General features: G+C 66.7%; 25 protein-coding genes. 12 read left to right on the top strand and 13 right to left on the bottom strand.

The window, feature by feature from the left end; translation table 11 throughout:
• Positions 1 to 15: 15 nt before the first annotated feature.
• Entirely contained in the window at positions 16 to 738 is a 723-nt protein-coding gene (gene rph, locus VF716_RS15990) for a ribonuclease PH (protein WP_011911698.1), read from the bottom strand.
• Between the two features lie 149 nt (positions 739 to 887).
• Between rph and VF716_RS15995 the strand changes: the two genes are divergently transcribed.
• The 5 genes from VF716_RS15995 to VF716_RS16015 all read left to right on the top strand — a co-directional run bounded on the left by VF716_RS15995 (position 888) and on the right by VF716_RS16015 (position 5,515).
• Positions 888 to 1,751: a YicC/YloC family endoribonuclease gene (locus tag VF716_RS15995; protein WP_013981589.1), complete on the top strand. Its 864-nt coding sequence runs from the start codon at positions 888 to 890 to the stop codon at positions 1,749 to 1,751.
• 61 nt (positions 1,752 to 1,812) lie between these two features.
• On the top strand, positions 1,813 to 2,433 hold the full coding sequence (gene gmk / locus VF716_RS16000) for a guanylate kinase (RefSeq protein WP_011911696.1): 621 nt from the start codon (positions 1,813 to 1,815) through the stop codon (positions 2,431 to 2,433).
• 119 nt (positions 2,434 to 2,552) lie between these two features.
• The gene (rpoZ, locus tag VF716_RS16005) at positions 2,553 to 2,816 is read left to right on the top strand and encodes a DNA-directed RNA polymerase subunit omega (RefSeq protein WP_003295433.1); all 264 of its coding nucleotides are present in this window, start codon (positions 2,553 to 2,555) and stop codon (positions 2,814 to 2,816) included.
• Between the two features lie 60 nt (positions 2,817 to 2,876).
• Entirely contained in the window at positions 2,877 to 4,985 is a 2,109-nt protein-coding gene (gene spoT / locus VF716_RS16010; protein WP_011911695.1) for a bifunctional GTP diphosphokinase/guanosine-3',5'-bis pyrophosphate 3'-pyrophosphohydrolase, read from the top strand.
• Between the two features lie 149 nt (positions 4,986 to 5,134).
• Positions 5,135 to 5,515, top strand: a complete 381-nt coding sequence (locus VF716_RS16015) for a RidA family protein (RefSeq protein ID WP_011911694.1) — start codon at positions 5,135 to 5,137, stop codon at positions 5,513 to 5,515.
• A 40-nt stretch (positions 5,516 to 5,555) separates the two neighbouring features.
• Here the strand turns inward: VF716_RS16015 and VF716_RS16020 are convergent, their stop codons facing one another.
• Positions 5,556 to 6,119, bottom strand: a complete 564-nt coding sequence (locus VF716_RS16020) for an OmpA family protein (RefSeq protein WP_440552810.1) — start codon at positions 6,117 to 6,119, stop codon at positions 5,556 to 5,558.
• 11 nt (positions 6,120 to 6,130) lie between these two features.
• On the bottom strand, positions 6,131 to 6,589 hold the full coding sequence (locus VF716_RS16025; protein ID WP_106442710.1) for a FecR domain-containing protein: 459 nt from the start codon (positions 6,587 to 6,589) through the stop codon (positions 6,131 to 6,133).
• A 264-nt stretch (positions 6,590 to 6,853) separates the two neighbouring features.
• Between VF716_RS16025 and VF716_RS16030 the strand changes: the two genes are divergently transcribed.
• The 3 genes from VF716_RS16030 to VF716_RS16040 are packed head-to-tail and all read left to right on the top strand — an operon-like array spanning position 6,854 to position 10,757.
• Complete coding sequence (locus tag VF716_RS16030; protein ID WP_011911691.1) at positions 6,854 to 7,306, top strand: (2Fe-2S)-binding protein; 453 nt, start codon at positions 6,854 to 6,856, stop codon at positions 7,304 to 7,306.
• Between the two features lie 11 nt (positions 7,307 to 7,317).
• Positions 7,318 to 9,516 (top strand): xanthine dehydrogenase family protein molybdopterin-binding subunit, encoded by a 2,199-nt coding sequence (locus VF716_RS16035; RefSeq protein ID WP_125852369.1) that lies wholly within the window; start codon positions 7,318 to 7,320, stop codon positions 9,514 to 9,516.
• Between the two features lie 11 nt (positions 9,517 to 9,527).
• Positions 9,528 to 10,757: a c-type cytochrome gene (locus VF716_RS16040; RefSeq protein ID WP_125852371.1), complete on the top strand. Its 1,230-nt coding sequence runs from the start codon at positions 9,528 to 9,530 to the stop codon at positions 10,755 to 10,757.
• A 35-nt stretch (positions 10,758 to 10,792) separates the two neighbouring features.
• Here VF716_RS16040 and VF716_RS16045 read toward each other — a convergent pair whose 3' ends face one another.
• Both VF716_RS16045 and VF716_RS16050 read right to left on the bottom strand, forming a co-directional pair.
• Positions 10,793 to 11,359 carry a substrate-binding periplasmic protein gene (locus tag VF716_RS16045; RefSeq protein WP_260465161.1) on the bottom strand — a complete coding sequence of 189 codons (567 nt, stop codon included), beginning with the start codon at positions 11,357 to 11,359 and terminating at the stop codon, positions 10,793 to 10,795.
• Complete coding sequence (locus VF716_RS16050) at positions 11,317 to 11,535, bottom strand: hypothetical protein (protein ID WP_260465162.1); 219 nt, start codon at positions 11,533 to 11,535, stop codon at positions 11,317 to 11,319. The genes VF716_RS16045 and VF716_RS16050 overlap by 43 nt, the downstream gene beginning before the upstream one ends.
• A 506-nt stretch (positions 11,536 to 12,041) precedes the next feature.
• On the opposite strand from VF716_RS16050, the gene VF716_RS16055 reads away from it, so the two are divergent.
• Complete coding sequence (locus VF716_RS16055) at positions 12,042 to 14,015, top strand: AAA family ATPase (protein WP_125852373.1); 1,974 nt, start codon at positions 12,042 to 12,044, stop codon at positions 14,013 to 14,015.
• Positions 14,016 to 14,041: 26 nt separating this feature from the next.
• Here the strand turns inward: VF716_RS16055 and VF716_RS16060 are convergent, their stop codons facing one another.
• Positions 14,042 to 15,121, bottom strand: coding sequence for a GlxA family transcriptional regulator (locus tag VF716_RS16060; protein ID WP_084902286.1), 1,080 nt, complete (start codon positions 15,119 to 15,121; stop codon positions 14,042 to 14,044).
• A 111-nt stretch (positions 15,122 to 15,232) separates the two neighbouring features.
• Here VF716_RS16060 and VF716_RS16065 point away from each other — a divergent pair, with 111 nt between their 5' ends.
• A complete protein-coding gene (locus VF716_RS16065; protein ID WP_125856099.1) occupies positions 15,233 to 16,510 on the top strand; it encodes a tetratricopeptide repeat protein in 1,278 nt (425 codons plus the stop codon).
• Between the two features lie 50 nt (positions 16,511 to 16,560).
• On the opposite strand, the gene VF716_RS16070 is transcribed toward VF716_RS16065, so the two are convergent.
• The 4 genes from VF716_RS16070 to VF716_RS16085 are packed head-to-tail and all read right to left on the bottom strand — an operon-like array spanning position 16,561 to position 19,563.
• Positions 16,561 to 17,178 carry a TPM domain-containing protein gene (locus VF716_RS16070; protein WP_011911684.1) on the bottom strand — a complete coding sequence of 206 codons (618 nt, stop codon included), beginning with the start codon at positions 17,176 to 17,178 and terminating at the stop codon, positions 16,561 to 16,563.
• An 18-nt stretch (positions 17,179 to 17,196) separates the two neighbouring features.
• Positions 17,197 to 17,949, bottom strand: a complete 753-nt coding sequence (locus tag VF716_RS16075) for a TPM domain-containing protein (protein ID WP_013981578.1) — start codon at positions 17,947 to 17,949, stop codon at positions 17,197 to 17,199.
• Entirely contained in the window at positions 17,946 to 18,569 is a 624-nt protein-coding gene (locus VF716_RS16080; protein WP_185745885.1) for a LemA family protein, read from the bottom strand. The genes VF716_RS16075 and VF716_RS16080 overlap by 4 nt, the downstream gene beginning before the upstream one ends.
• A 46-nt stretch (positions 18,570 to 18,615) precedes the next feature.
• Positions 18,616 to 19,563, bottom strand: a complete 948-nt coding sequence (locus VF716_RS16085; RefSeq protein WP_125871499.1) for a LysR family transcriptional regulator — start codon at positions 19,561 to 19,563, stop codon at positions 18,616 to 18,618.
• Between the two features lie 101 nt (positions 19,564 to 19,664).
• On the opposite strand from VF716_RS16085, the gene VF716_RS16090 reads away from it, so the two are divergent.
• The gene (locus VF716_RS16090; RefSeq protein ID WP_045633266.1) at positions 19,665 to 20,678 is read left to right on the top strand and encodes a zinc-binding alcohol dehydrogenase family protein; all 1,014 of its coding nucleotides are present in this window, start codon (positions 19,665 to 19,667) and stop codon (positions 20,676 to 20,678) included.
• A 17-nt stretch (positions 20,679 to 20,695) separates the two neighbouring features.
• Here the strand turns inward: VF716_RS16090 and VF716_RS16095 are convergent, their stop codons facing one another.
• Positions 20,696 to 21,919 carry a CaiB/BaiF CoA transferase family protein gene (locus VF716_RS16095; RefSeq protein ID WP_125871562.1) on the bottom strand — a complete coding sequence of 408 codons (1,224 nt, stop codon included), beginning with the start codon at positions 21,917 to 21,919 and terminating at the stop codon, positions 20,696 to 20,698.
• Between the two features lie 65 nt (positions 21,920 to 21,984).
• The gene (locus tag VF716_RS16100) at positions 21,985 to 23,166 is read right to left on the bottom strand and encodes an acyl-CoA dehydrogenase (protein ID WP_013981573.1); all 1,182 of its coding nucleotides are present in this window, start codon (positions 23,164 to 23,166) and stop codon (positions 21,985 to 21,987) included.
• Between the two features lie 174 nt (positions 23,167 to 23,340).
• Here VF716_RS16100 and VF716_RS16105 point away from each other — a divergent pair, with 174 nt between their 5' ends.
• A complete protein-coding gene (locus VF716_RS16105) occupies positions 23,341 to 24,243 on the top strand; it encodes a LysR family transcriptional regulator (RefSeq protein WP_125871500.1) in 903 nt (300 codons plus the stop codon).
• Positions 24,244 to 24,390: 147 nt separating this feature from the next.
• Here the strand turns inward: VF716_RS16105 and VF716_RS16110 are convergent, their stop codons facing one another.
• A complete protein-coding gene (locus tag VF716_RS16110; protein WP_011911676.1) occupies positions 24,391 to 24,765 on the bottom strand; it encodes an SCP2 sterol-binding domain-containing protein in 375 nt (124 codons plus the stop codon).
• Positions 24,766 to 24,893: the final 128 nt, after the last annotated feature.

A 24,893-nucleotide genomic window follows, 5' to 3' on the forward strand; every position in this document is an offset into this window, starting at 1 on the left:
CGCCTTACCTCTCGCTCAGTCCGCCAGCGCCGCGCGCTGCAGTTCGAACAGCTGACGCACACCATCGTGTGCCAGCGCCAGCATGGCGTTGAGCTCGTCGGCATGGAACGGCGCGCCCTCGGCCGTGCCCTGAACCTCGATGAAGCCACCGGCGTCGGTCATCACGACGTTCAGATCGGTTTCGGCAGCCGAGTCTTCCAGATAGTCCAGATCGAGCACCGGCTCGCCCTGATAGATGCCGACCGAAACGGCGGCAATCATCTGCTTGACCGGATCGCCGCCCTTCAGACCGCCGCGCTTCTTCAGCACCTTGAGGGCGTCGATCACGGCCACCATGGCGCCGGTGATCGAGGCGGTGCGCGTACCACCGTCTGCCTGGATCACGTCGCAGTCGATGTACAGGGTGTTCTCGCCGAGCTTGCTCATGTCCAGCGCGGCCCGCAGCGAACGGCCGATCAGACGCTGGATTTCCAGGGTACGCCCGCCCTGCTTGCCCCGCGCCGCTTCGCGCTGGTTACGCTCACCCGTGGCGCGCGGCAGCATGCCGTATTCGGCGGTCAGCCAGCCCTGACCCTGCCCCTTGAGGAAGCGCGGTACGCCTGTCTCGATGCTGGCTGTGCAGATCACCTTGGTATCACCGAACTCCACCAGCACCGAGCCTTCGGCATGCTTGGTGTAGTTGCGGGTGATGCGGATCGAGCGCAGCTGGTCGGCGGCACGGCCACTGGGTCGCTTCATGGGTAGGTCCTGCTAGAGAAGAATGTGAGCGGCATTATAGAGCCCCTTGGCCGGGAAAGGGTCGCGACAGTCCGGTCGTCTCTGCAGCGATTGCCGGTTTCCTTTACAATCCTCCGCCTTTCGCAGTCCGCATCCGAGAGGTTAACCCGATGGTCCACAGCATGACGGCCTTTGCCCGCAGCGAGCAGGCCGGCGCCCATGGCACCCTCAGTTGGGAAATCCGCTCGGTCAATCATCGCTATCTGGAGCCGCACCTGCGCCTGCCGGAAGCCTTTCGCGACCTCGAAGGCCAGGTGCGCGATGCCCTGCGCAAAGGACTCTCGCGCGGCAAGGTGGAATGCACCCTGCGCTTCGCGGAGGAAGGCCAGCGCGGCAACCTGCAGGTCGACCAGGAGCGCGCCAGCCAGCTGATCGCCGCCGCTGAAAGCGTTGCCGCGCTGATCCGCCAGCCTGCTGCCATTGATCCGCTGCAGGTGCTCGGCTGGCCTGGTGTGCTGGTCGGCGATGCGCTCGATCCGCAAGCGCTCAACCAGAGCGCACTCGAGCTGTTCCACAAGGCGCTGGAGCAGCTCAAGGAAGGTCGCCGCCGCGAGGGCGAGGAGCTGGCCAAGCTGCTCGGCGAACGCCTGGACAGCATCCTCGAGGAAGTCGCCACGCTGCGTGAGCAAGTGCCACAGATGCTCGCCACCCAGCGGCAGAAGATTCTCGACCGTTTCAGCGAGGTGCGTGCCGAGCTGGATCCGCAGCGCCTCGAGCAGGAAATGGTTCTGCTGGCGCAGAAGAGCGATGTCGCCGAGGAACTCGACCGCCTGAGCACCCACGTCAGCGAAGTGCGGCGGGTGCTCAAGGCCGGCGGTGCCGCCGGGCGCCGCCTCGACTTCCTCATGCAGGAGCTCAACCGCGAGGCCAACACCCTCGGCTCGAAAGCCTTCGACCCGCGCAGCACTCAGGCCGCGGTAAACCTGAAAGTCCTCATCGAGCAGATGCGCGAACAGGTACAGAACCTCGAATAACTGCCAGCAGCCGTTGCGGCTGGTCTATTTTTTGTCCCACAGCGTTTTCCAGGAAGCCGTCATGTCCGCCACCACCGGTACGCTCTATATCGTTTCCGCGCCTTCCGGGGCCGGCAAGACCAGCCTGGTCAAGGCCCTGGTCGATGCACAGCCGCAGGTGCGGGTGTCGGTCTCCCACACGACCCGCGCCATGCGTCCGGGTGAGGTAGACGGGGTCAACTACCACTTCGTCAGCCGCGAGGAATTCCTGGCGCGCCTGGAGCGCAACGAGTTTCTCGAACACGCCGAAGTGTTCGGCAATCTTTACGGCACCTCTCAGCGCTGGCTGGAACAGACGCTGGCCGAGGGCTACGACCTGATCCTCGAGATCGACTGGCAGGGCGCGCAGCAGGTGCGCCGGCTGATGCCCCAGGCGAAATCGATCTTCATCCTGCCGCCGACCCAGGAGGCCCTGCGCCAGCGCCTGAACAACCGCGGCCAGGACAGCGACGAGATCATCGAGAAGCGCATGCGCGAAGCGGTCAGCGAGATGAGCCACTACGTCGAGTACGACTACCTGGTGATCAACGACGACTTCGCCCACGCGCTGATCGATCTGCAGTCGATCTTCCGCGCCAATCAGCTCAAGCAGCAGGCCCAGCAGCAGCGCCATGCGCGCCTGCTCAGCGAATTGCTGGCCTAAGCCGGCACGGCGCTACCGCCTGAGAAACAGCGCTTCCATTACGGCTGGTGATTTTTTAGACTACTCCGTCCGCTCGCCCATCCGGGCATGCTCTACCGTTACTGATCACGAGGAACACCATGGCCCGCGTTACCGTTGAAGACTGCCTGGACAACGTTGATAACCGCTTCGAGCTGGTCATGCTTGCCACCAAGCGCGCACGTCAACTGGCGACCGGCGGCAAGGAGCCGAAAGTGGCCTGGGAAAACGACAAGCCGACCGTTGTCGCGCTGCGCGAGATCGCTTCCGGCCTGGTCGACTACGATGTCATTGCTCAGGACGAAATCGTTGACGATGAACCGCTCTTCACCCAGTACGAGGAAGAGCCGAACGAGGCCATCTGATTAAATGCCAGGTCGAAGTCGAACCGAGAAGATCGAAGTCAGCCGGCAGGGAGTACGACCTTGCCAGCCATAGACGCACTCGCGGATCGCCTGTCGACCTATCTCGTCCCGGACCAGGTCAACCTGGTTCGCCGAGCCTATTTCTATGCCGAGCAGGCCCATGACGGGCAGCGCCGGCGCAGCGGTGAAGCCTACGTCACCCATCCCCTCGCGGTAGCCAATATCCTCGCCGACATGCACATGGACCATCAGAGCCTGATGGCCGCGATGCTGCACGACGTTATCGAGGATACCGGCATTCCCAAGGAAGCTCTGGTCGCCCAGTTCGGCGAAACCGTCGCCGAGCTGGTCGATGGGGTCAGCAAGCTGACCCAGATGAACTTCGAGACCAAGGCCGAGGCCCAGGCCGAGAATTTCCAGAAGATGGCCATGGCCATGGCCCGCGACATCCGCGTGATCCTGGTCAAGCTCGCCGATCGCCTGCACAACATGCGCACCCTGGAGGTGCTGGCCGGCGAGAAACGCCGGCGCATTGCCAAGGAAACCCTGGAAATCTACGCACCGATCGCCAATCGCCTCGGTATGCACACGATGCGCGTGGAGTTCGAGGACCTCGGCTTCAAAGCCATGCACCCGATGCGCTCCGAGCGTATCCGCGCCGCGGTGCGCCGCGCTCGCGGCAACCGCAACGAGATCGTCGAGAAGATCGAGCAGTCGCTGATTCACTGCCTCGAGCGCGATGGTCTGGAAGGCGAGGTGCTGGGTCGCGAGAAGCACCTGTACAGCATCTACAAGAAGATGCGCGGCAAGCGCAAGGCGTTCCACGAGATCATGGACGTCTATGCCTTCCGCATCGTGGTGGACAAGGTCGATACCTGCTACCGCGTGCTCGGCGCAGTGCACAGCCTGTACAAGCCGTTGCCAGGGCGATTCAAGGACTACATCGCGATCCCCAAGGCCAACGGTTACCAGTCGCTGCACACCACCCTGTTCGGCATGCACGGCGTGCCCATCGAGATCCAGATCCGCACCCGCGAAATGGAAGAGATGGCCAACAACGGCATCGCTGCGCACTGGCTGTACAAGTCCAACGAGGATGAAGTGCCCAAGGGCACCCACGCCCGCGCACGGCAATGGGTCAAGGGCGTGCTTGAGCTGCAGCAGCGCGCCGGCAACTCGCTGGAATTCATCGAGAGCGTCAAGATCGACCTGTTCCCGGACGAGGTCTACGTCTTCACGCCCAAGGGCCGCATCATGGAACTGCCCAAGGGTTCCACCGCGGTCGACTTCGCCTACGCGGTGCACACCGATGTCGGCAACACCTGCATCGCCTGCCGCGTCAACCGTCGCCTGGCGCCGCTGTCGCAACCGCTGGAAAGCGGCTCGACGGTGGAGATCGTCACCGCACCGGGGGCTCGGCCGAACCCGGCGTGGCTGAATTTCGTCGTCACCGGCAAGGCGCGCACGCACATTCGCCATGCGCTCAAGCTGCAGCGCCGCTCGGAGTCCATCAATCTCGGCGAGCGGCTGCTGAGCAAGGCCCTCAGCGGTTTCGAGACGAGCCTGGACAAGATCAGCCCCGAGCGCATCCAGCAGGTGCTTGCCGAATACCACATGGAATACGTCGAGGACCTGCTGGAAGACATTGGCCTGGGCAACCGCATGGCCTATGTCATCGCCCGGCGTCTGATTGCCCGGGACGACGAACAGGCACCAGCGCTCGAAGGGCCGCTGGCTATCCGCGGCACCGAAGGGTTGGTACTCAACTACGCCAAGTGCTGCACACCGATCCCCGGCGACCCCATCGTCGGGCACCTGTCGGCCGGCAAGGGCATGGTGGTGCACCTGGAAACCTGCCGGAACATCGCCGACGTCCGCCACAATCCGGACAAGTGCATCCAGCTGTCCTGGTCCAAGGACGTCACCGGCGAGTTCAACGTCGAACTGCGCGTCGAACTGGAGCACCAGCGCGGCCTGATCGCCCTGCTCGCCGGCAGCGTCAATGCCGCCGACGGCAATATCGAGAAGATCGGCATGGACGAGCGCGACGGCCGCATCAGCGTGGTCCAGCTGGTGGTCAGTGTGCATGACCGCGTGCATCTGGCCCGCGTGATCAAGAAGCTGCGCACCATCAAGGGCGTCACCCGCATCACCCGCGTCAAGGCCTGATCGCCTACCCCACTCACGGCGGCGGTGCTGTCGCCCCGCCGCGCCCGCCTGCCCTGATACTTGTCCACCCAGACGGCTGGCGCGGGTGGCCGCTGCCGGCATCAGCCATTATGCTGGCTGCCCGTTGCCCAATTCCCAGAGGAGTTTCCATGAGCAAGACCGTGATCAACACCGACAAGGCCCCGGCCGCCATCGGCACCTACTCCCAGGCCATCAAGGCCGGCAACACCGTCTACCTGTCCGGGCAGATCCCGCTGGACCCCAAGACCATGGAGCTGGTGGAAGGCTTCGAGGCGCAGGCCGTGCAGGTGTTCGAGAACCTCAAGGCGGTGGCCGAAGCGGCTGGCGGCTCGCTGAAGGACATTGCCAAGCTCAACATTTTCCTCACCGACCTCGGCAACTTCGCCACCGTCAACGAGGTGATGAGTCGTTACTGCCAGCAGCCTTATCCGGCGCGCGCCGCCATTGGCGTTGCTGCGCTGCCGAAAGGCGCGCAAGTCGAGATGGACGCGATCCTGGTCATCGACTGACCCGCTCCTGCCGGCGTGGCCCGCGCCGCGCCGGTGCCCTTCAGCGCACCTGCACCTCGACCCGCCGATTGCGCGGTTCGGCGGTGGCATCCGGCGTCGCCACCAGCAGGTTGCGCTCGCCGTGGGACTCCACCCGCAGCTCCATCGCCTCCAGCCCCCGGGCGCGCAGCAGCTCGGCCATGCGCAGGGCTCGGCGCATGCCGACCTGCTCGTTGGCGGCACGGTGGCCCAGGGTGTCGGTATGGCCGATCACGGTGACCACCGGATAATCCCGGCGGCGCGCGGCAAGCAGCACGCTGTCCAGCAGCTGCTCCGCACCGGCATCCAATTCGCCGGAAGGCGCCAGATGGAAGGTGAAACGCTCCGGCAATGCGGGCTGCGCCGAAAGCGCCTTGGCGAAATCGGCCTTGCGCTGCATGTCCGACACCGCAAAGGCCTGCCCGCCAGGAGCAATCGCCATGCCCTGCCCCGGCATGTCCAGCACCCGTTGTTCGTCGCCCAGCACGGCAGCGCCACGCCCGCCAGAATCATCCGCCAGCATCACGTAGGAATGCTGCGCGCAGCCGCCCAGCGCGGCCATTGCCAGCAGCAGCGTGCCGCTCATCAACCGGGCTTTCACGGTTTCACCTTCAGCAGCACCTGCCCGCCACGCACTCCGACTCGGCCCTCCGGGGTCTCGACGGCGATGGCCTGGGGATCGAGCCGAGCCATGTCGCCAGCGATCAGGCTGAGCGTGCCGCGGTTGAGCGTCGCGCGCAGACGCAGCTCATCGCTCGCCGGTGCGAAGCGGTAATCGTCCAGCGTCAGCTCGCTGTCCGGGCCGAACGACAACACGCTGCCGTCGCCCATGATCACCCCCAGCCCACCCTCGGCACCGGTACTCAGGGCAACGCCCGGGATGATCGCCTGGCCGACCTTGGCCGCATTGGTATGGCCGCGGCTGCTGACGAAGGCCGCACCCTCCACACGGGCCACGTGACCGACGGGCTCGGGCAAGGTGCTGCCGGAGGCCGGCACCAGCCAGACGGCCGCCAACGTGCAGAACGCGCGCATGTAATGATCCAGACAGGTCATCGAAGCTCTCGAATCGACAGAATTGCACAAGGGAAGGGTCCCGCTCGACTCCAGAGAACTAAGGCAGTCCAAATCGGCAAAAAATCCCGCAGCGTTCCGTTTTCTGCGCTCCACCGCTGGCAGCGCTTCGCAAATGCCATGGCGTCGGCTGCGCGGAGCAGAAAAATTTCGCGATTTTTGCCGCTCCCGTTGTCTCGATCTAACGCGCGCATCCAACCAGACATAAGCGCGCCGTTTCCGAGCCTGACGTGAGGTCCCCGTTCCATGCTGACGCTTTCCATCAACGGCACCGACCTGCAGGTCGACGTGCCCGAAGACATGCCCCTGCTCTGGGTCCTGCGCGACGTGCTAGGGCTCACCGGCAGCAAGTACGGCTGCGGTATCGCCCAGTGCGGCGCCTGCACCGTGCACCTGGACGGCCAGGCGGCGCGCGCCTGCGTCTTGCCGGTCGGCGAGGTGAAGGGCCGCAAGGTGGTGACCATCGAACGCATCGGCAACACGGAGCTCGGCCGTAAGGTGCAGCAGGCCTGGCTGGAGGATGAGGTGGTGCAGTGCGGCTACTGCCAGTGCGGGCAGATCATGTCCGCCGTTGCCCTGCTGGAGCAAAACCCGCAGCCCGACGACCGCGCCATCGACCAGGGCATGGCCGGCAACCTCTGCCGCTGCTGCACCTATACCCGCATCCGCAGCGCCATCAAGCGCGTCGCCCAGGCATGAGGAGGCGCGAGATGAGCCAACCCGACACGACCCTGCAGTCCCCTTCGCGCCGCACCTTGCTCAAGGTCGGCAGCCTGGCCCTGGGCGGGCTGGTGATCGGCTTCACCCTGCCGTTCGCCGGACGCAGCTTCGCCGAGCAGGTCCTGAACGAAGGCCCGGAAGACCAGCCGATGTCCAACGCCACGGCGCTGGATGCCTTCATCAGCATCGACCGCGACGGCCAGGTCACCTTCACCGTGCCGAAGATCGAGATGGGCCAGGGCGCGCAGAGCGGCCTGGCGGTGATGGTCGCCGAGGAGCTGGAGATCGGCCTCGAGCAGATCACCCTCAAGGAAGCCCCGCCGAACGAGCAGATCTACAACGACAAGCTGCTGAATTTCCAGGCCACCGGCGGCTCGACCTCGATCCGCAGCAACTGGGAGCCGCTGCGCCAGGCCGGCGCGGCGGCGCGCCTGCTGCTGATTCAGGCCGCGGCCCAGCGCTGGCAGCTGGGCGCCGATCAGCTGCGCGCCGAGAACGGCCGCGTACTGGGCCCGGACGGCCAGAGCCTCGGCTATGGCGAGCTGGTCGAGGACGCCGCGAAGTTGCCGGTCCCCGAAGACATTCCGCTCAAGCCGGCCGATCAGTTCAGGCTGATCGGCAAGCCGACCCGGCGCCTGGACACACCGGCCAAGGTCGACGGCACCGCGCGCTTCACCATCGACCTGGTGGTGCCGGGCATGAAGTACGCCTCGATCCGCGCCTGCCCGGTGCTCGGCGGCACCCTGCGCGAGGTCGACGAACGCGCGGCCCGGCAGATCCCGGGGGTGATCGAGGTGGTGCGACTGGACAATGCCGTGGCGGTCATCGGCGAGCACACCTGGGCCGCCTTCGCCGGCGTGCGCGCACTGGAGATCGACTGGGCGCTGGGCGACAACGCCGGCATCGACTCGGCGCAGATGGAGCGCGAGATCAGGGCGGCGCTGGACAAGCCCGGCGCCATCGCCAACGAGCAGGGCGACATCGATGCAGCACTGAAGGACGCGGCCAGGACGTTCGAAGCCGGATACGAAATGCCCTTCCTCGCCCACGCCGCGCTGGAGCCCATGACCTGCGTCGCCGAGGTGCGCGCCGATGCCGTCGAGCTGTGGGTCGGCACCCAGGTGCCGGTGCGCGCGCAGACGGCCGCCGCCGAGGCCGCCGGGCGCCTGGTCGAGCAGGTGATCGTCAACAACCAGCTCATCGGCGGCGCCTTCGGCCGGCGACTGGAGGTGGACTTCATCAGCCAGGCGGTAGCGATCGCGGCCCAGGTCGATTATCCGATCAAGCTGACCTGGACGCGCGAGGAAGACACCACCCACGACATGTACCGCCCGCACTACATCGACCGTTTCGCTGCCGCGCTGGATGCCGAAGGTCGCCTGCAGGGCTGGCGCCACACCATCGCCGGCGCCTCGGTGCTGGCCCGTTTCGCGCCCGAGGCGGTGCCGGAGAACGGCCTCGACGGCGATGCGGTGGAAGTCGCCATGCATCCGATCTACGCGATGCCGAACCTGCGGGTGAACTACGTGCCGGTACCACCCCGGGCACTGCACCAGTCCTGGTGGCGCGGCGTTGGCCCGCTGCGTAGCACCTACATGCTGGAAAGCTTCATCGACGAGGTAGCCCGCAGCGTCGAGCAGGACCCGGTCGACTACCGCATGGCCCTGCTCGGCAGCCATCCCCGTGCCCAGGGCGTTCTGCGTCTGGCGGCGGAAAAGGCCGGCTGGGGCGAACCGCTCGAGGCCGGGCACGGTCGCGGCGTGGCCGTGCAGGAGGTCTTTGGCAGCTTTCTCGCCACCGTGGTCGAGCTGCAGGTCAGCGAGGACAAGGGCATCAGGCTCAAGCGACTGGTGGTGGCCATCGACTGCGGGCAGGTGATGAACCCGGTGTCGGTCAAGTCGCAGATCGAGGGCGGCACCCTGTTCGGTCTGTCGGCCGCGCTGTTCAACGAAATCACCGTGCGCGAGGGCCGCGTCGAGCAGACCAACTTCCACGACTACCGGCAGTTGCGTATCAGTGATGCGCCGCCAGTGGAAACCTACATCGTCGAAAGTCGCGAGGCGCCCGGCGGGGTCGGCGAGGCCGGCACGGCGATGATCGCCCCAGCGCTGGTCAACGCCCTGGCGGCCGCCAACGGCACGCGCATCCGCCGCCTGCCGCTGGCGCGCGCCGGCTACTACGTGATCTGAGGAGCCCCAGCATGAACAATCGATTCACAACCGGCAGCCTGCTGGGCGCTGCCCTGGCCCTGTTCGGCACGGCGGCCTTGGCGCAGCAGGCGGACGACGCCCTGCTCGAACGCGGCGAATACCTGACCCGCGCCGCGGACTGCCTGGCCTGCCACGTCACCGAAGGTGGCAAGCCCTACGCCGGCGGCCTGCCGGTGGAGATGCCGTTCGGCACGCTGTACTCGACCAACATCACGCCGGACAAGGAAACCGGCATCGGCAACTGGACCGACGATGAGTTCGTCGAGGCCATGCAGAAGGGCGTCGGCCCGGATGGCCGCCACTACTACCCGGCCTTTCCTTACACCTCCTACACCCTGATGCCGCGCGAGGACATCCTCGCCATCAAGGCCTACCTGTTCAGCCTGGAACCGGTGAACCAGCCGAACCGGGAGAACGACATCGGCTTTCCGTTCAACCAGCGCTGGGGCATCGCCCTGTGGAACCTGCTGTTTCTCAATGACGAACGCTTCGAGCCGGACCCGCAGCAGTCCGAGCAATGGAACCGCGGCGCCTACCTGGTGGAAGGGCCGGGGCACTGCGGTGAATGCCATACGCCACGCAACTTCATGCAGGCGAAGCAGAGCTCCAAGGCGCTCGGTGGCGCGACCATCCAGGGCTGGGCCGCCTGGAACATCACCGGCGACGAGCAGAGCGGCATCGGCGGCTGGCCGGACGAAGCCCTGGCCGCTTACCTGGCCACCGGCGTCGCACCGGGCTACGGCGTGGCGGGCGGGCCGATGGCCGAGGTGGTCAACCACAGCCTGCGCCACCTCACACCCGAGGATATCCAGGCCATGGTCGTTTATCTCAAATCGGTGCCCGCCCAGCCGGCGGACGTGAAACGCCCCGAAGCCCGCTCACTGGCCAATCAGCCGCCCGCCGAAAGCCAGCACCCGCTGGGGCAGAAGCTCTTCGCCGACGCCTGCGCCAGCTGCCACCAGTGGGACGGCAGCGGCCGCCAGAGCGACTACGCCGCGTTGCGCGGCCTGCGCACGCTGAACGACCCGCAGGGCCTGAATCTGGTCAAGGTCATCCTCGATGGCGACGCCCTGCACGGCCCCAGCGGGCATCACCTGATGCCGGCCTTCAACCGGCACTTCAATGATCGGGAAGTGGCAGAGCTGGCCAACTTCATGCTCGAGCATTTCGGTGCGCAGCCCGGAGCGCTGAGCGCACAGACAATTTCCGAGCGGCGCTGAAGCCCGTCGCGCCGCCCCCGCGGCGCGGGCTGACTTCAGTTCACGTAGCGGCGCGCAGCCTGTTGCAGCAGGCCTTCCTGCTTCATCTGATCGAGGGTGCGCTGCAGCTTCTCGACGACCTCGTCGGGAGTTTCCTTGTTCATCGCCAGGTAGAGGTCGACCCGACTCAGGGTCAGGGCCACCGCCAGCGGGCCGACGCCGGCCTGCTTGGCTTCGTATTCGCCGGAGGGGTTGGTGGTCGCCCAGAGATCGAACTGGCCGGCCTTCAGCTTGGCCGGCGTATCGATCAGCGAACTCTGCACCTCGATACCCCGGCTGATCAGGTACTGGCTGCCGACGCTGCCGTCCTTCGAGCCGATGCGGTACTGCCGGGCCTCCTCCAGGCTGGATATCTGGATCGGGCTGTCGGGGCGCTTGAGCAGCACGATCTGGATCTCGCTGAGCGGGCCGACCCACTTGTATTTCGGCTCACGCTCAGGCGTACGGCTGAGGGAGAACACGGCGAAGCCGGGCGTTTTTTCCGCCAGCTGCTGCAGGCGGCTCCAGGGGAAGCGCAGGGTCAGCGTGTAGGGTATGCCGGCACGCTTGAACAGAGCGGCCACAACCTCGGCGTCGATACCTCCTTCGCGAAGTTCTTGCCGTCATTGGCCATGCTGAACGGCGGGAAGTTCTGCGTGAGCAGGTTGACCGTATCCTGGGCGTTGGCCGAGGCGAACGGGAGTAGTGCGAACAGCGTGCCCAGAACGGCAGAGCGCAGGGTCTTGTTGCGGGTTGGCATGTTGAAGTCTCGGGTCGATCGAACGTTGTTTTTATGAGCGCGCCCGGCATCGTGGCAGGGTCGGCTGTCGGCAGTGTGTCGCATGTCCGCAACGGAGCGTGACGGACGTCCATGCGGCGTCGAACGGTAACAGGCCCTTGCGCGGCAATCTCTGCAGCCGGTCACTTATGTGGCACGTGCCGCTGCGGCGCGTCGACGCAATGCCGCTGCACCAGCAGCCCTGCCGTGCTTGTGCAGCGACGATTTCGTTCCCGGCGCGAACGGTCATTCGTCGAAAACCTGCCGTCCGTTCGTCGCACAGCCGCCCCCATGGTGGCACTTGCCGTATTCTCGCCGGCTATCGGAGTCTGCCGATCCGAGACACAGTCGGGCATATAAATCGCATCCAACACATCCGAACTGTGGCGCGCCATACCTTTGGCGCCGCGGGTTTCCCGCACAACAACTGTGGTCCGCCTGCGGGCGGTGGTTTGTCGAAACATCGGGCCTTCCCGATTGGATGTGAAATGAAAACACCACGTCTGCTACAAGGTCGTCGCGGCCCTGTGCTCTCCGTTTTCCTGCTTCTGCTGATCGCCGCCTGCGTGGCCTATTGGCAGCTGCGCCCAGCCGCGCCGTCGACGCCAGCCACTGGCGCGGCGGCGAGCATGCTCGAAGCCCTGCAGGAGTCCACCGCCCCCTGGCAGGCCAATCGCCGCGATCTCTCGGTTCTGCTGGCCGACCTGCGTGGCGCCAGAATCGCCAGCGCCGCGCTGGGCAAGGATGCGGTCTACGTCAGCTTGCACGACGGCCTGCGCTACTGGGTGCCGGACCAGTCCGGACGCGTGGCTGGATTGCTGCTCGAGCAGTACGCGCAGAGCAACGGCGAGCTGTTCCCGCTGGCGATGTTCCAGACCGACGCGGAAAAGCCCTTCTACACCTACCTGCTGCCCTACTCGCCGATCGCCCTGCTGCTGCTCGGCGCGGCAATCTTCTTCGCCATGAAGACGCGCAGCTTCGAGGTGCAGCGCAAGGGCAGCGGCATCACCTTCGCCGACGTGATCGGCGCCGCCGAGGCCAAGCAGGCGCTCAGCGACGTCACCGCCTACCTGCGTGACCCGGGCGCCTATGCACGTCTCGGCGCCCGTCCGCCCAAGGGCGTGCTGCTGACCGGCGAGCCGGGCACCGGCAAGACCCAGCTGGCCAAGGCGCTGGCGAGTGAATCGAATGCCAGCTTCATCCAGGTCACCGGCAGCGATTTCTCCTCGATGTACTTCGGCGTCGGCATCCAGAAGGTCAAGGCGCTGTTCCGCACCGCGCGCAAGCAGGCACCATGCATCATCTTCATCGACGAGATCGACGGCATCGGCAAGCGCGCCGAGCAGACGCGCTCCAGCGATGCCGAGAGCAACCGCATCATCAACCAGTTCCTCGCCGAGATGGACGGCTTCGACGGCGCCAGCGGCGTGCTGGTGCTCGGTGCCACGAACTTCCCCAACTCGCTCGACCCGGCGCTGGTGCGCGAAGGCCGCTTCGACCGCTCCATCGCCGTCGGCCTGCCGGGACTGGATGACCGCGAGGCGCTGTTCCGCCTCTACGCCGGCAAGCTCAACGCCGCCGACGACCTGGATTTCCCGCAGCTGGCGCGCAATACCGTCGGCCTGACGCCGGCGGCGATCGCCTACATCGCCAACCATGCCGCACTGCTGGCCGCCCGTACCGGCGCGCAGCAGGTGAACATGGCCCACTTCGTCGATGCAGTGGAAACCTGCCGCATCGGTGAGCAGCCGTCCGGCGTGACGCCGATGTCGCCCACCGACCGCAAGCGCATCGCCGTGCACGAGGCCGGCCACGCGTTGGTGGCCGCGGCGTTGAATGTCGGCCGGGTGGAGAAGGTCACCATCCTGCCTCGCGGCCAGGCACTGGGCGTGACCCTGGTGACGCCGGTGGAGGACAAGCGCCTGCACATGTATTCCGAGCTGCGCAACCGCATCCAGATGCTGCTGGCCGGGCGCGGTGCCGAGCAGCTGTATTTCCACGAAGTCTCCTCCGGCGCCGGCCAGGATCTGCAGGAAGCCTCGAAGATCGCGCTGTCGATGGTCGGCGCGCTGGGCATGGGACCGAACGGCTCGCTGCTCAGCCTGCAGGCCGTGCGCGACGCCCATATCGAGTTCGACTCCGGCGAGTCCATCCGCGCCGCCGACCAGTTGCTGCAGCAGCTCTACAGCGACTGCATCGCCTTGCTGCAGCGTCTGAAGCCGGCCCTGGACGAGATCGCCGACAAGCTGCTGGCCGAGGAAACCGTGCCGGGCGAAGACGTGCTGGCGGCCATCGAGCGACTGCCGGCGCAGCATCACGAAGCCAGCGTCAGCTCCATCATCGGCCATGCGCTGAGCAGCATCGACCGCGTCGCCGCCAGCGCCATGGAGGGGGCCGACCGTTTCGAACTGGCTCCGGTGGTCTCACCGGACGAGGACGACGAAGGCCCGACCCGGCTCTGAGCCGGGCATAACCGGGTGCCGGCCGCTCAGTGCAAGGCCGGCGCCCGCTCCTCCTGCAGCGTGGCGATGCCCGCCAGACGCCGCGACAGCACGCCGAAGCGTCGGCGGTACTGTGCCGGGGTCAGGCCGACCTTGCGCCGGAACAGCCGGCCGAAGAAGCCCGCATCCTGATAGCCCACCTCCCAGGCGATCGCCTCCACCGACAGCTCGCCGCTCTCCAGCAATTGCTTGGCCTCCTCCAGACGCAGGGTGTGGATGTAGTCCAGCGGCGTCAGCCCGGTGGCCAGGGCGAAGCGGCGCTGGAAGGTGCGCTCCGGCAGGCCGCTGATGCGCACCATGGCACTCACCGGCGCCTCCTCCTCGTAATGCTGTGCGGCCCATTCCTGGCAGCGGGCGATGATCGGATCGGCCAGCTGACCGGTGCGCATCATCGCCGCGTAGGCCAACGGACTGGTCGCGTCCCAGTCGAACAGGTTCAGCCGCGCCACTTCCATCGCCTCGCGTGCACCGACGAAACGGGCGATGAGAAACAGCCCCAGCGCGTGCCAGCTGCTGCCGCTGCCGGACATCACCAGGCGCTGGCCGATGCCGGTACTGACCAGCGCCTTGTCCGGATGCCAGTGCACGTCCGGATACTCGCGGCGCAGGCAATCGCAGTAACCCCAGTGCGAGGTGCCTTCGCAACCGGCCAGCAGCCCGGTCTGCGCCAGCAGCATCGCCCCCGAGCAGGCCGCGGCCAGCGTCGCCCCGGCCGCGTAGCGCTCGCGTAGCCATTGCGCCTCGGGCGCATAGCGCTCGTCCAGGGGCTCCCAGGGGCTGACGGCTAGATTGCTGACGATCACCACGTCCGCCGGCGGAGCCTCGGCGAGGCTCGCATGGGGCTGGACCGGAATGTCGTTGTATACCCGCAGCAGCCCGCCGTCACGGCTGACGATGAGTGGCCGGAACGGCGACGCCACATCGCAGCGGTGCATCAGCTGCTGCCAGTCGCGACGGGTGCCAAGCAGCAGGTCATAGAGGCCGAAGAGCGTCGAGGCCGTGCTGTCCGGCGTCGCCAGCAGGGCGACGATCAATGGCGGACGTTCGGCGATCTCGGAGCGGGCCATGGCGGAAATAGCCGTTTTGTTTCCAGGATGACTGGGGTGCAAAGCAAGCGTAACCCCGAGTATTGGCGCGTTGGCCGACACCAACGAACCGGACTCATGGAGCATAGAACAATGAAAGACGCACACGGGTACCAACTGACCGGCTGCAACGGCGAGGCGCAGGCCCTGCTCGACCAGGCGCTGGCGCAATTTCGCTGCCTGCACGCCGCCTCGCTGGCAACCACCGAGGCCGCGCTGCAGGCCTCGCCTGAACTGGTGATGGGCCATGTCCTGCACGCCTGGCTCTATCTGCTTGGCACGGAGGCAGCTGCCCTCCCGGTGGCCCGGGCCTCGCGTGACCGCGCCCTGGCCTTGCCGCACAACGAGCGGGAAGCGCGTCACCTGCACGCCCTGGGGCTGCTCATGGATGGCCGCTGGTACGCCGCCGGCCGCGCGCTGGAAGACCTCAGCGTCGACTACCCCCACGACCTGCTCGCCCTGCAGGCCGGCCACCAGATCGACTTCTTCACCGGCGACGCCCGCATGCTGCGCGACCGCATCGCCCGCGTGCTGCCAGACTGGTCGCTGGAAGTGCCGGGCTACCACGCCCTGCTCGGGCTGTACGCGTTCGGCCTCGAGGAAACCGGCGACTACCGCCTTGCCGAGCGCCTGGGCCGTGAAGCGGTGGCACTGCAGCCCGACGATGCCTGGGCCCAGCACGCCGTTGCGCATGTACTGGAAATGCAGGGGCGGCGCGAGGAAGGCATCGCCTGGATGCGCGGCAATCCGGCCTGGCAGCAGGACAGCATGCTCGCCGTGCACAACTGGTGGCACCTGGCGCTGCACCATCTGGAAATGGATGACTTCGACAGCGTCCTGGCCCTGTTCGACGGCCCGCTGAACGGTCACGGCAGCACCCTGGCGCTGGAGCTGATCGACGCCAGCGCGCTGCTGTGGCGCCTGCAGCTGCGCGGGGTGGAGGTCGGCCAGCGCTGGTCCGGCGTGGCCGAGCGCTGGGCGGCGATGGCCGCGGATGGCTGCTACGCCTTCAACGACTTCCATGCGGCGATGGCCTTCGCCTGCGCCGGCCGCGACGACCTGCTCGACCTGTTGCACGACGCACAGCGGCGGGCCCGCGGGCGCGCTGACGACAACGCACGCTTCACCGCCCAGGTCGGCGCTCCGGGAGTCGCGGCGGTCGAAGCCTTCGTCGAGGGCGACCATGCGCGCTGCGTCGAGCGGCTGCGGGGCATCCGCAATCAGGCGCAGCTGTTCGGCGGCAGCCACGCCCAGCGTGACCTGATCGACCAGACGCTGATCGTCGCCGCCCAGCGTGCGGGCCTGCAGGGTCTCGCTCGTGCGTTGCAGCGCGAACGCCAGATGCTGGCCGAGCAGCGGCGCATGCAGTGAAGGAAGGGAGTGAGGGGGAGAGGCAATGCACGCCTCCCCCGTTGCGTGACCTAAGGCAGCAGCACCAGGCGGTTGGGCAGTTCGTTGCGCTCGTGGGTCTTGGGTACATGCTGCGCCAGCAATGCACCGCTGGCTTCGATGCAGCCGAGGAAACCTTCGAGCACCTGTCCCTGCTTCACCCGCTCGGTGAAGCAGCCGACGATGGATTCCCAGGCGGCGTTGTCGATGCGACTTGAGATACCGCGATCCACCAGGATTTCCACATAGCGTTCGGCTTCGGAGACGAAGATCAGCACGCCGGTATCGGCCTCGGTGTGGTGCAGATTGAGTTCGATGAACTGCCGCCGCGCCAGATTGCAGGCGCGCCAGCAGCGCACCGAACGCGGAATCAGTCGGCTGGTCACCCCGGGCAGCCTGAACAGCAGCGCCAGCACGATGAAGGTCGCCCATTGCACCAGCAGCAGCTGCCAGGCGCTCAGCCAGCCGCTGAAGAACAGTAATGCACCAGGCAGCAGCAGCGCGATCAGGCTGGCCCAGAGCAGTGGGATGTAGTGGTAGTCGTCGGCCTGCGCGGCGAGCACCGTCACCAGTTCGGCGTCGGTGCTGCGCTCTACGCGCTCGATCGCCTCGGCCACCTGCCGCAGTTCGCTTTCGCTGAGTAAGGTCATCGTTCGTCCATCGTCCGTTTACCAGCCACCGGAAGCGCCGCCGCCACCGAAGCCACCACCGCCTCCACCGAAGCCTCCGCCGCCGAAACCGCCACCGCCAAAGCCACCTCCGCGCCCCATGCCACCGAGCAGCGCGCCGAGTAGCAGGGCGCGACGTCCACCGCCGCGACCGCCACGGCCACCGCCGAGCACGAAGATCGCCACCAGCATCAGGAAGAACGCCAGCACGCCGAAGCCACCGGGTTCCTGCTGGCCCATCGGCATGACCGGCCGCAGCTCCGCCGGCAGCGGATCGCCACCGAGCACGGTGATGATCGCCTGCGTGCCTTCGGTGATGCCGGCCGTGAAGTCGCCGCGCTGGAAGGCCGGCGCGATGACCCGGTTGATGATCACCGAAGACTGCGCGTCGGTCAGGCGATCCTCCAGCCCGTAGCCGACCTCGATGCGGATCTTGCGGTCGTCACGGGCGACGATCAGCAGTGCGCCGTTGTCCTCGCCCTCCTGCCCGATACCCCAGGTGCGACCCAGCTCCAGGCCGAATTCCTCGATGCTGCGCCCGCCCAGGTCCGGTACGGTGACCACCACCACCTGCTCGCCGGTAGCCTGCTCGTGGGCCGCCAGCATGCTGGTCAGGCGCGCCTCGGCCTGGGTATCGAGCAATTCGGCGCGATCGACCACGCGACCGGTCAGCGCCGGCAGCTCGGCCTGCTGCGCGAACAGGCTGCCGGCCCAGAGCAGCAGGGCCAGCAGCAGCGGAAACCGGCGCGTCATTGAAACTGCACTTGCGGCGCCTGCTCGGCGTTCTCGGCCGTCGCCTCGAAGTTTTCGCGGATCGGCATGTCGCTGTACATCAGCTTGTGCCAGATGCGGCCGGGAAAGGTGCGGATCTCGGTGTTGTAGCGCTCCACCGCTGCGATGAAGTCACGCCGGGCCACCGCGATGCGGTTCTCGGTGCCTTCGAGCTGCGATTGCAGGGCAAGGAAGTTCTGGTTGGATTTGAGCTCCGGGTAGCGCTCGGAGACCGCCATCAGCCGGCTGAGGGCGCCGGTCAGCTGGTTCTGTGCCTGCTGGAACTGTTGCAGCTTCTGCGGATCGTCGAGGGTATTGGCATCGACCTGGATCGAGGTCGCCCGGGCCCGCGCCTCGACCACCGCGGTGAGGGTTTCCTGCTCCTGGCGCGCGAAGCCCTTGACCGTTTCGACCAGGTTGGGAATCAGGTCGGCGCGCCGCTGGTACTGGTTCTCTACCTGCGACCAGGCAGATTTCACCTGCTCGTCGTAACGCGGAATGTTGTTGATGCCGCAGCCGGCCAGCAGCCCGGACATGAGGACCACAACCGCCAGTTGCCAGGTGTTTCGAAAACGCTGCGTCTGCATGATGCGCTTGTCCATTCTGTTAACCAGTACGCAGATAAGAATAGCCAAGGGCCATAAGAGTTCAGGCCGACGATGAAACTCCCTCCGCCGCACGCTGCGCCCACGGTGCCCGCGTCAGCAGGGCTGCACAACGTGCCTGCAGATGCTCGTGGAGCAGCCGTACCGGCTTGCTCAGCTGAGCCCGGTGGGCGCAGAGCAGGCCCAGTGGCGCCGCTTCGCCGAGGCACTCCGGCAACAGCACCCGCAGGCGACCGGCCGTCACGTCATCGGCGATGTCCAGCCAGGACTTGTAGGCCAGCCCGAGGCCGGCCAGGGCCCAGCGTCGCACCACATCGGCATCATCGCTGACGCGGTCGCCACTGACCTGCACGGTGCGCGCGCGGCGCCCTTCCTGAAAGCACCAGCGGTCGTGCACGCGTCCGGCGAGCATGAAGCGCAGGCAGTTGTGCCCGGCCAGTTCGTCCAGCCGCTGCGGCGCGCCATGGCGCTGCAGGTAGGCCGGCGAAGCGCACAGCACCCGGCGATTGCCAGCCGCCACCGGCAGCGCCACCAGGCTGGAATCCTGCGGCTCACCGTAACGCAGGACCAGGTCCACCGGCTGCCGGAACAGGTCGGTCAACCCGTCGCCCAGCAGCAGGCGCAGCTGCAACTGCGGGTGGCGCGCCTGGAATTCGTCGAGCCAGGGCAGCAGGACGTTGCGACCGAAGTCCGATGGTGCCGACAGCTGCAGCACGCCGCGGATCGCCTCGCGCCCGCCAGCGAGGGTCTGGGCGCCCTCGTGCAGGCTGGCCAGTGCCGCCCGGGCATGCAGCAGATACGCCTCACCCTCGGCAGTCAGGCGCAGGCTGCGGGTGGAGCGCACGAACAGTCGCGCCCCCAGGCTCGCCTCCAGGCGCTTCAAGGCCGCACTGGCCACCGCCGGCGACACGTCGAGCCCGCGCGCGGCCGCGGAAAGGCTACCGCTGTCGGCGGTGCGGACGAACAGCTGGAGGTCGTCGATACGCAGCATTTTCAAAATCCTGTTGAAAGAGCCTCGCTTATCACCCCGTTTTTCCGCCGAGTCAAATAGCTGAGCATTCCCTCCCACCCGAATCCATACGGAGCAACAGCATGAAAGCGGTCGCCTACTTCGAATCCCTCGCCATCGACGATCCCCGCGCACTGCAGGACGTGGAACTGCCCGAGCCGGTACCCGGCCCGCGCGATCTGCTGGTGGAGGTGCGCGCCATTTCGGTCAACCCGGTGGATACCAAAGTACGCCGCAACACGCAGCCCGAGGGCGGTCAGCCGAAGGTGCTGGGCTGGGACGTCGCCGGTGTGGTCGTCGGGGTGGGCAGCGAAGTCAGCCTGTTCAAGGTCGGCGACGAGGTGTTCTACGCCGGCTCCATCGCCCGCGCCGGCGGCAACAGCGAACGCCATCTGGTGGACGAGCGCATCGTCGGGCGCAAGCCGCGGAGCCTGAGCTTTGCCGAGGCCGCCGCACTGCCGCTGACTGCCATCACCGCCTGGGAGCTGCTGTTCGAACGCCTGCAACTGGTGGAAGGCCAGGGCGCCGGGCAGCAGTTGCTGATCGTCGGTGCCGCCGGCGGCGTCGGCTCGATCATGCTGCAGCTGGCCCGTCAGCTCACGAAGGTCAGCGTGATCGCCACCGCCTCGCGCCCGGAAACCCAGGCCTGGGCCCGCGAACTCGGCGCCCATCATGTCATCGACCATAGCCAGCCGCTGCACGCCGAGCTGCAGCGCGCCGGTTTCGCCAGCGTCAGCCATGTCGCCAGCCTGACCCAGACCGATCAGCATTTCGACCAGCTGGTCGAGGCACTGACGCCCCAGGGCCGCCTGGCGCTGATCGACGATCCGGCCCAGCCGCTGGACGTGATGAAGCTCAAGCGCAAGAGTCTGTCGCTGCACTGGGAGCTGATGTTCACCCGCTCACTGTTCGAGACGCCGGACATGATCGAGCAGCACCACCTGCTGCAGCGCGTCAGCCAGCTGGTCGATCTGGGCGTGCTGCGCACCACCCTCGGCGAGCACTTCGGCACCATCAATGCGGCCAACCTGCGCCGCGCCCATGCCCTGCTGGAAAGCGGCAAGGCCAAGGGCAAGATCGTGCTGGAAGGCTTCTGAGCTAGATAGCCCCCAGGCTAGACCACTCCGGCCGCGCGTAGGCCGGCGATCTGCTCGTCGTTCATGCCCAGCAGGCGCTGCAACAGCGCCTCGCTGTGCTCGCCGAGCAGCGGCGGCGGGTTGCGGTACGCCACTGGCGAAGCGGACAGCCGCAGCGGGCTGGCCACCTGCGGCACACGGCCGGCCAGCGGATGCGGCATCTCCACGCTCAGCCCGCGATGCTGCACCTGTGGGTCCGCGAACACCTGCGCCAGGTCGTTGATCGGCCCGCAGGGCACGCCGGCCTGCTCCAGCGCACTGACCCATTCGGCCGTGGTGCGGAACACCGTGACCTGGCGGATCAGCGGAATCAGTTCGGCGCGATGGGCAACGCGCGCGCGATTGGTGGCGAAGCGGGCATCAGCCGCCCACTCGGGACGCCCGGCCACCTCGCAGAACTTGCGAAACTGACCGTCGTTGCCGACGGTGAGGATGATGTCGCCGTCGGCAGTGGGGAAATCCTGATAGGGCACGATGTTCGGATGGGCATTGCCCATGCGCCTGGGCGCCACGCCGGTGGTGAGGTAGTTGAGCGCCTGGTTGCCGAGGCAGGCGACCTGCACGTCGAGCAGCGCCGTGTCGATATGCTGGCCCTCGCCGCTGCGTTCGCGATGTGCCAGCGCAGCGAGCACGCCAACGGTGGCGTACAGACCGGTGAGGATATCGGTCAGCGCCACGCCGACCTTCACTGGCCCGGCGCCCTCCTCCGCATCGCTGCGGCCGGTCAGGCTCATCAGCCCGCCGAGTCCCTGGATCATGAAGTCGTAGCCGGCACGTGTGGCGTAGGGGCCGTCCTGGCCGAAACCGGTGATCGAGCAATAGATCAGCCGGGGATTGATCGCCTTCAGGCTTTCGTAATCCAGCCCGTAGGCGGCCAGCCCGCCGACCTTGAAGTTCTCCAGCAGCACATCGCACTGCGCCACCAGCTCGCGGATGACGCGCTGGCCCTCGGGCCGGGTGAAGTCGACGGTCAGCGACTGCTTGTTGCGGTTGGCGGTCAGGTAATAGGCGGCCTCCGAGGTGTTCTCACCGTGCTGGTCCTTGAGATAGGGCGGGCCCCAATGGCGGGTATCGTCGCCCGTGCCAGGGCGCTCGACCTTGATCACCTCGGCGCCGAGATCACCGAGGATCTGCCCGCACCAGGGCCCGGCGAGCACGCGCGACAGGTCGAGAACACGGATATGGGACAGGGCGCCGGGCATGGACGGAACCTCGAAGGCTATTGGACGGAGCAAGCACCCTCTCCTTCTGGGAGAGGGGTGCAGTTTCAGAAGAACGCCTGAATGCCTGTCTGCGCGCGGCCGAGGATCAGTGCATGCACATCGTGGGTACCCTCGTAGGTGTTCACCACCTCCAGGTTGACCAGGTGCCGGGCCACGCCGAACTCGTCGCTGATGCCATTGCCGCCCATCATGTCGCGCGCCATGCGCGCCACGTCGAGCGCCTTGCCGCAGCTGTTGCGCTTCATGATCGAGGTGATTTCCACCGCGGCGGTGCCCTCGTCCTTCATGCGGCCGAGGCGCAGGCAACCCTGCAGGGCCAGGGTGATCTCGGTCTGCATGTCGGCCAGCTTCTTCTGGATCAGCTGGTTGGCCGCCAGCGGCCGGCCGAACTGCTGGCGGTCGAGCACGTACTGGCGCGCGGTGTGCCAGCAGAACTCGGCGGCGCCCAGTGCGCCCCAGCTGATGCCGTAGCGGGCACTGTTCAGGCAGGTGAACGGGCCCTTCAGCCCGCGCACGTCGGGGAAGGCGTTCTCTTCCGGGCAGAACACGTTGTCCATGACGATCTCGCCGGTGATCGAGGCGCGCAGGCCGACTTTTCCGTGAATCGTCGGGGCGGACAACCCTTCCCAGCCCTTTTCCAGCACGAAGCCGCGAATCTCGCCAGCGTCATCCTTGGCCCAGACCACGAAGACATCGGCGATCGGGCTGTTGGTGATCCACATCTTGCTGCCGGACAGGCGATAGCCGCCGTCGACCTTTTTCGCCCGGGTGACCATCGAGCCAGGGTCGGAGCCGTGGTTCGGCTCGGTGAGGCCGAAGCAGCCGATGTATTCGCCGCTGGCCAGCTTGGGCAGGTACTTCTGCCTGGTCGCCTCGTTGCCGAACTCGAAGATCGGCACCATCACCAGCGAGGACTGCACGCTCATCATCGAGCGGTAGCCCGAATCGATGCGCTCGACCTCGCGGGCGATCAGGCCGTAGCACACGTAGTTCAGCCCGCTGCCGCCGTAGGCTTCGGGAATGGTCGCGCCGAGCAGGCCGGTCTCGCCCATCTCGCGAAAGATCGCCGGATCGGTGCGCTCATGGCGGAAGGCTTCCAGCACCCTCGGCGCCAGCTTGTCGGCGGCGAACTGCGCGGCGCTGGCCTGCACCATGCGTTCTTCCTCGGTCAGCTGCTGGTCGAGCAGCAGCGGGTCGATCCAGTTGAAGCTTGCTTTGCCGGCCATTCGGGAGGCTCCTCTTGTTGTCTTCGGCACCGCGGGCGCGGGGCGGGATGAGCTGATCCTAGGCGCCGCAACGGTGCGTCGCAAACGAGGATTTCGCACCAAACTGTGCGTTTCGCTCACTCCGAGATAAGCTGAGGGTCCATTGTCAGGCTTATCCCGTGAGGTCTTTGCATAATGCGCCGCAAGATTCCCAGCACCACCGCGCTGATCGCCTTCGAGGCCGCTGCCCGCCATGAGAGCTTCACCCGCGCGGCCGACGAGCTGGCACTGACCCAGAGCGCCATCTGCCGGCAGATCGGCGGGCTGGAGGAATTCCTCGGCCTGGCGCTGTTCCGCCGTTCGCGGCGCGGCGTGAAGCTCACCGCCGCCGGCCAGTCCTACGCCCGCCGCATCGCAGCGCAGCTGGATGCGGTGGAGCGCGACACGCTGTCGGTGATGGGCCAGCAGGGCGCCATGAGCCTGGAGCTGGCCGTGGTGCCGACCTTCGGCACCCAGTGGCTGGTGCCGCGCCTCAGGCATTTCCAGGCGCTGCATCCGGAAATCACGGTGAACCTGACCAACCGCACCCGGCCCTTTCTCTTTGCCGATACCGAGTTCGATGCTGCCATCTACTTCGGCGATGCCGACTGGTCCGGTACCGAGGCGCACTACCTGATGCCCGAGGACCTGCAGCCAGTCTGCAGCCCCGCCCTGCTGCGCGACGGTCAGCCGTTCACGACCCAAGCCCTGGCCGAACTGCCGTTGCTGCAGCAGACCACCCGACCCTATGCCTGGCGGCAGTGGTTCGATTCGCTGGGGCTGAAAGTCGCCCGCGACATGACCGGCCCGCGGCTGGAGCTGTTCTCCATGCTGGCGCAGGCGGCCGAGCACGGCATGGGGGTAGCGCTGATTCCGCCGTTCCTGATCCAGCGGGAACTGGCCGAGGGGCGGCTGGTGCTGGCGCATCCCCACGCCTATCGCAGCGAGACGCGGGCGTACTACCTGATGATTCCGGAGCGCAAGGTGGAGTCGGCGGGGCTGGTGGCGTTTCGGGACTGGCTGAAGGATGAGGCGAAGGTCTGGCGGGAGGGGGCGTAGGAAGGTGTAGGAATCTGGCACCGGGAAGGCGGCAGGGTGGAAGCCGCGCAGCGTTTTCCACCACAAGTGACCTGCAGGCTTGGGTCTGACGAGCCGGGTGCCGGACATCCAGAAATGAGCGCGCCGAATCGCGGGCTCAGGGCGACACTACTTCTTCTTTTTCGGCTTCAGGTATTTGGTCAGCCCCTGGAACCACATCACCAGCGCCGGGTTCCCCTGGATCTGGATGTCCTTGTTCTGAATCCCCTGCATGAACGCCAGCTGCTTGTTCTTCGCCGTCATGGTGGCGAAGCCATAGGCGGCATCCTTGAACCCCAGGGAGAACGCCGGCTCGCTCGCCGGGCCGCGCTTGCTGGTGACGCGCTGGTCCTTCACCACGAAGTGCCGGGCGACCTTGCCATCCAGGGTGTGCAGCTGGAAGCTCAGGTCCTTGTCGCCCAGCTGCTGCTGGAACTCGGGGTTGGTGCGGCTGGCCTTGGCCATCAGGCGGCCCAGCATCCAAAGCAGAAAGCGGAATTTCATGACGTGTTGTCCCGACCGGTACGAGAGGAAGGCCGCATTGTAGTGGCTTGGTCGGCGGGGGGAAGGACGGGTACGAACGGGTCCGGGGAAGACCAGTCGGTCAGGTTTACCCGGAGCCGATCGGCTCC

Source organism: Stutzerimonas sp. Brlt_14, assembly GCF_051948915.1.
GTDB lineage: Bacteria > Pseudomonadota > Gammaproteobacteria > Pseudomonadales > Pseudomonadaceae > Stutzerimonas > Stutzerimonas stutzeri.

Coding starts and splice junctions, on each gene's coding strand:
- VF716_RS16075 (WP_013981578.1), bottom strand. CDS start 17,949: ATGACGCGCCGGTTTCCGCTGCTGCTGGCCCTGCTGCTCTGGGCCGGC.
- VF716_RS16085 (WP_125871499.1), bottom strand. CDS start 19,563: ATGCTGCGTATCGACGACCTCCAGCTGTTCGTCCGCACCGCCGACAGC.
- VF716_RS16050 (WP_260465162.1), bottom strand. CDS start 11,535: ATGCCAACCCGCAACAAGACCCTGCGCTCTGCCGTTCTGGGCACGCTG.
- VF716_RS15995 (WP_013981589.1), top strand. CDS start 888: ATGGTCCACAGCATGACGGCCTTTGCCCGCAGCGAGCAGGCCGGCGCC.
- VF716_RS16055 (WP_125852373.1), top strand. CDS start 12,042: ATGAAAACACCACGTCTGCTACAAGGTCGTCGCGGCCCTGTGCTCTCC.
- VF716_RS16060 (WP_084902286.1), bottom strand. CDS start 15,121: ATGGCCCGCTCCGAGATCGCCGAACGTCCGCCATTGATCGTCGCCCTG.
- rph (WP_011911698.1), bottom strand. CDS start 738: ATGAAGCGACCCAGTGGCCGTGCCGCCGACCAGCTGCGCTCGATCCGC.
- rpoZ (WP_003295433.1), top strand. CDS start 2,553: ATGGCCCGCGTTACCGTTGAAGACTGCCTGGACAACGTTGATAACCGC.
- VF716_RS16065 (WP_125856099.1), top strand. CDS start 15,233: ATGAAAGACGCACACGGGTACCAACTGACCGGCTGCAACGGCGAGGCG.
- VF716_RS16015 (WP_011911694.1), top strand. CDS start 5,135: ATGAGCAAGACCGTGATCAACACCGACAAGGCCCCGGCCGCCATCGGC.
- VF716_RS16020 (WP_440552810.1), bottom strand. CDS start 6,119: ATGAGCGGCACGCTGCTGCTGGCAATGGCCGCGCTGGGCGGCTGCGCG.
- VF716_RS16100 (WP_013981573.1), bottom strand. CDS start 23,166: ATGGCCGGCAAAGCAAGCTTCAACTGGATCGACCCGCTGCTGCTCGAC.
- VF716_RS16095 (WP_125871562.1), bottom strand. CDS start 21,919: ATGCCCGGCGCCCTGTCCCATATCCGTGTTCTCGACCTGTCGCGCGTG.
- VF716_RS16025 (WP_106442710.1), bottom strand. CDS start 6,589: ATGACCTGTCTGGATCATTACATGCGCGCGTTCTGCACGTTGGCGGCC.
- gmk (WP_011911696.1), top strand. CDS start 1,813: ATGTCCGCCACCACCGGTACGCTCTATATCGTTTCCGCGCCTTCCGGG.
- VF716_RS16110 (WP_011911676.1), bottom strand. CDS start 24,765: ATGAAATTCCGCTTTCTGCTTTGGATGCTGGGCCGCCTGATGGCCAAG.
- VF716_RS16040 (WP_125852371.1), top strand. CDS start 9,528: ATGAACAATCGATTCACAACCGGCAGCCTGCTGGGCGCTGCCCTGGCC.
- VF716_RS16090 (WP_045633266.1), top strand. CDS start 19,665: ATGAAAGCGGTCGCCTACTTCGAATCCCTCGCCATCGACGATCCCCGC.
- VF716_RS16080 (WP_185745885.1), bottom strand. CDS start 18,569: ATGGACAAGCGCATCATGCAGACGCAGCGTTTTCGAAACACCTGGCAA.
- VF716_RS16070 (WP_011911684.1), bottom strand. CDS start 17,178: ATGACCTTACTCAGCGAAAGCGAACTGCGGCAGGTGGCCGAGGCGATC.
- VF716_RS16035 (WP_125852369.1), top strand. CDS start 7,318: ATGAGCCAACCCGACACGACCCTGCAGTCCCCTTCGCGCCGCACCTTG.
- VF716_RS16105 (WP_125871500.1), top strand. CDS start 23,341: ATGCGCCGCAAGATTCCCAGCACCACCGCGCTGATCGCCTTCGAGGCC.
- VF716_RS16030 (WP_011911691.1), top strand. CDS start 6,854: ATGCTGACGCTTTCCATCAACGGCACCGACCTGCAGGTCGACGTGCCC.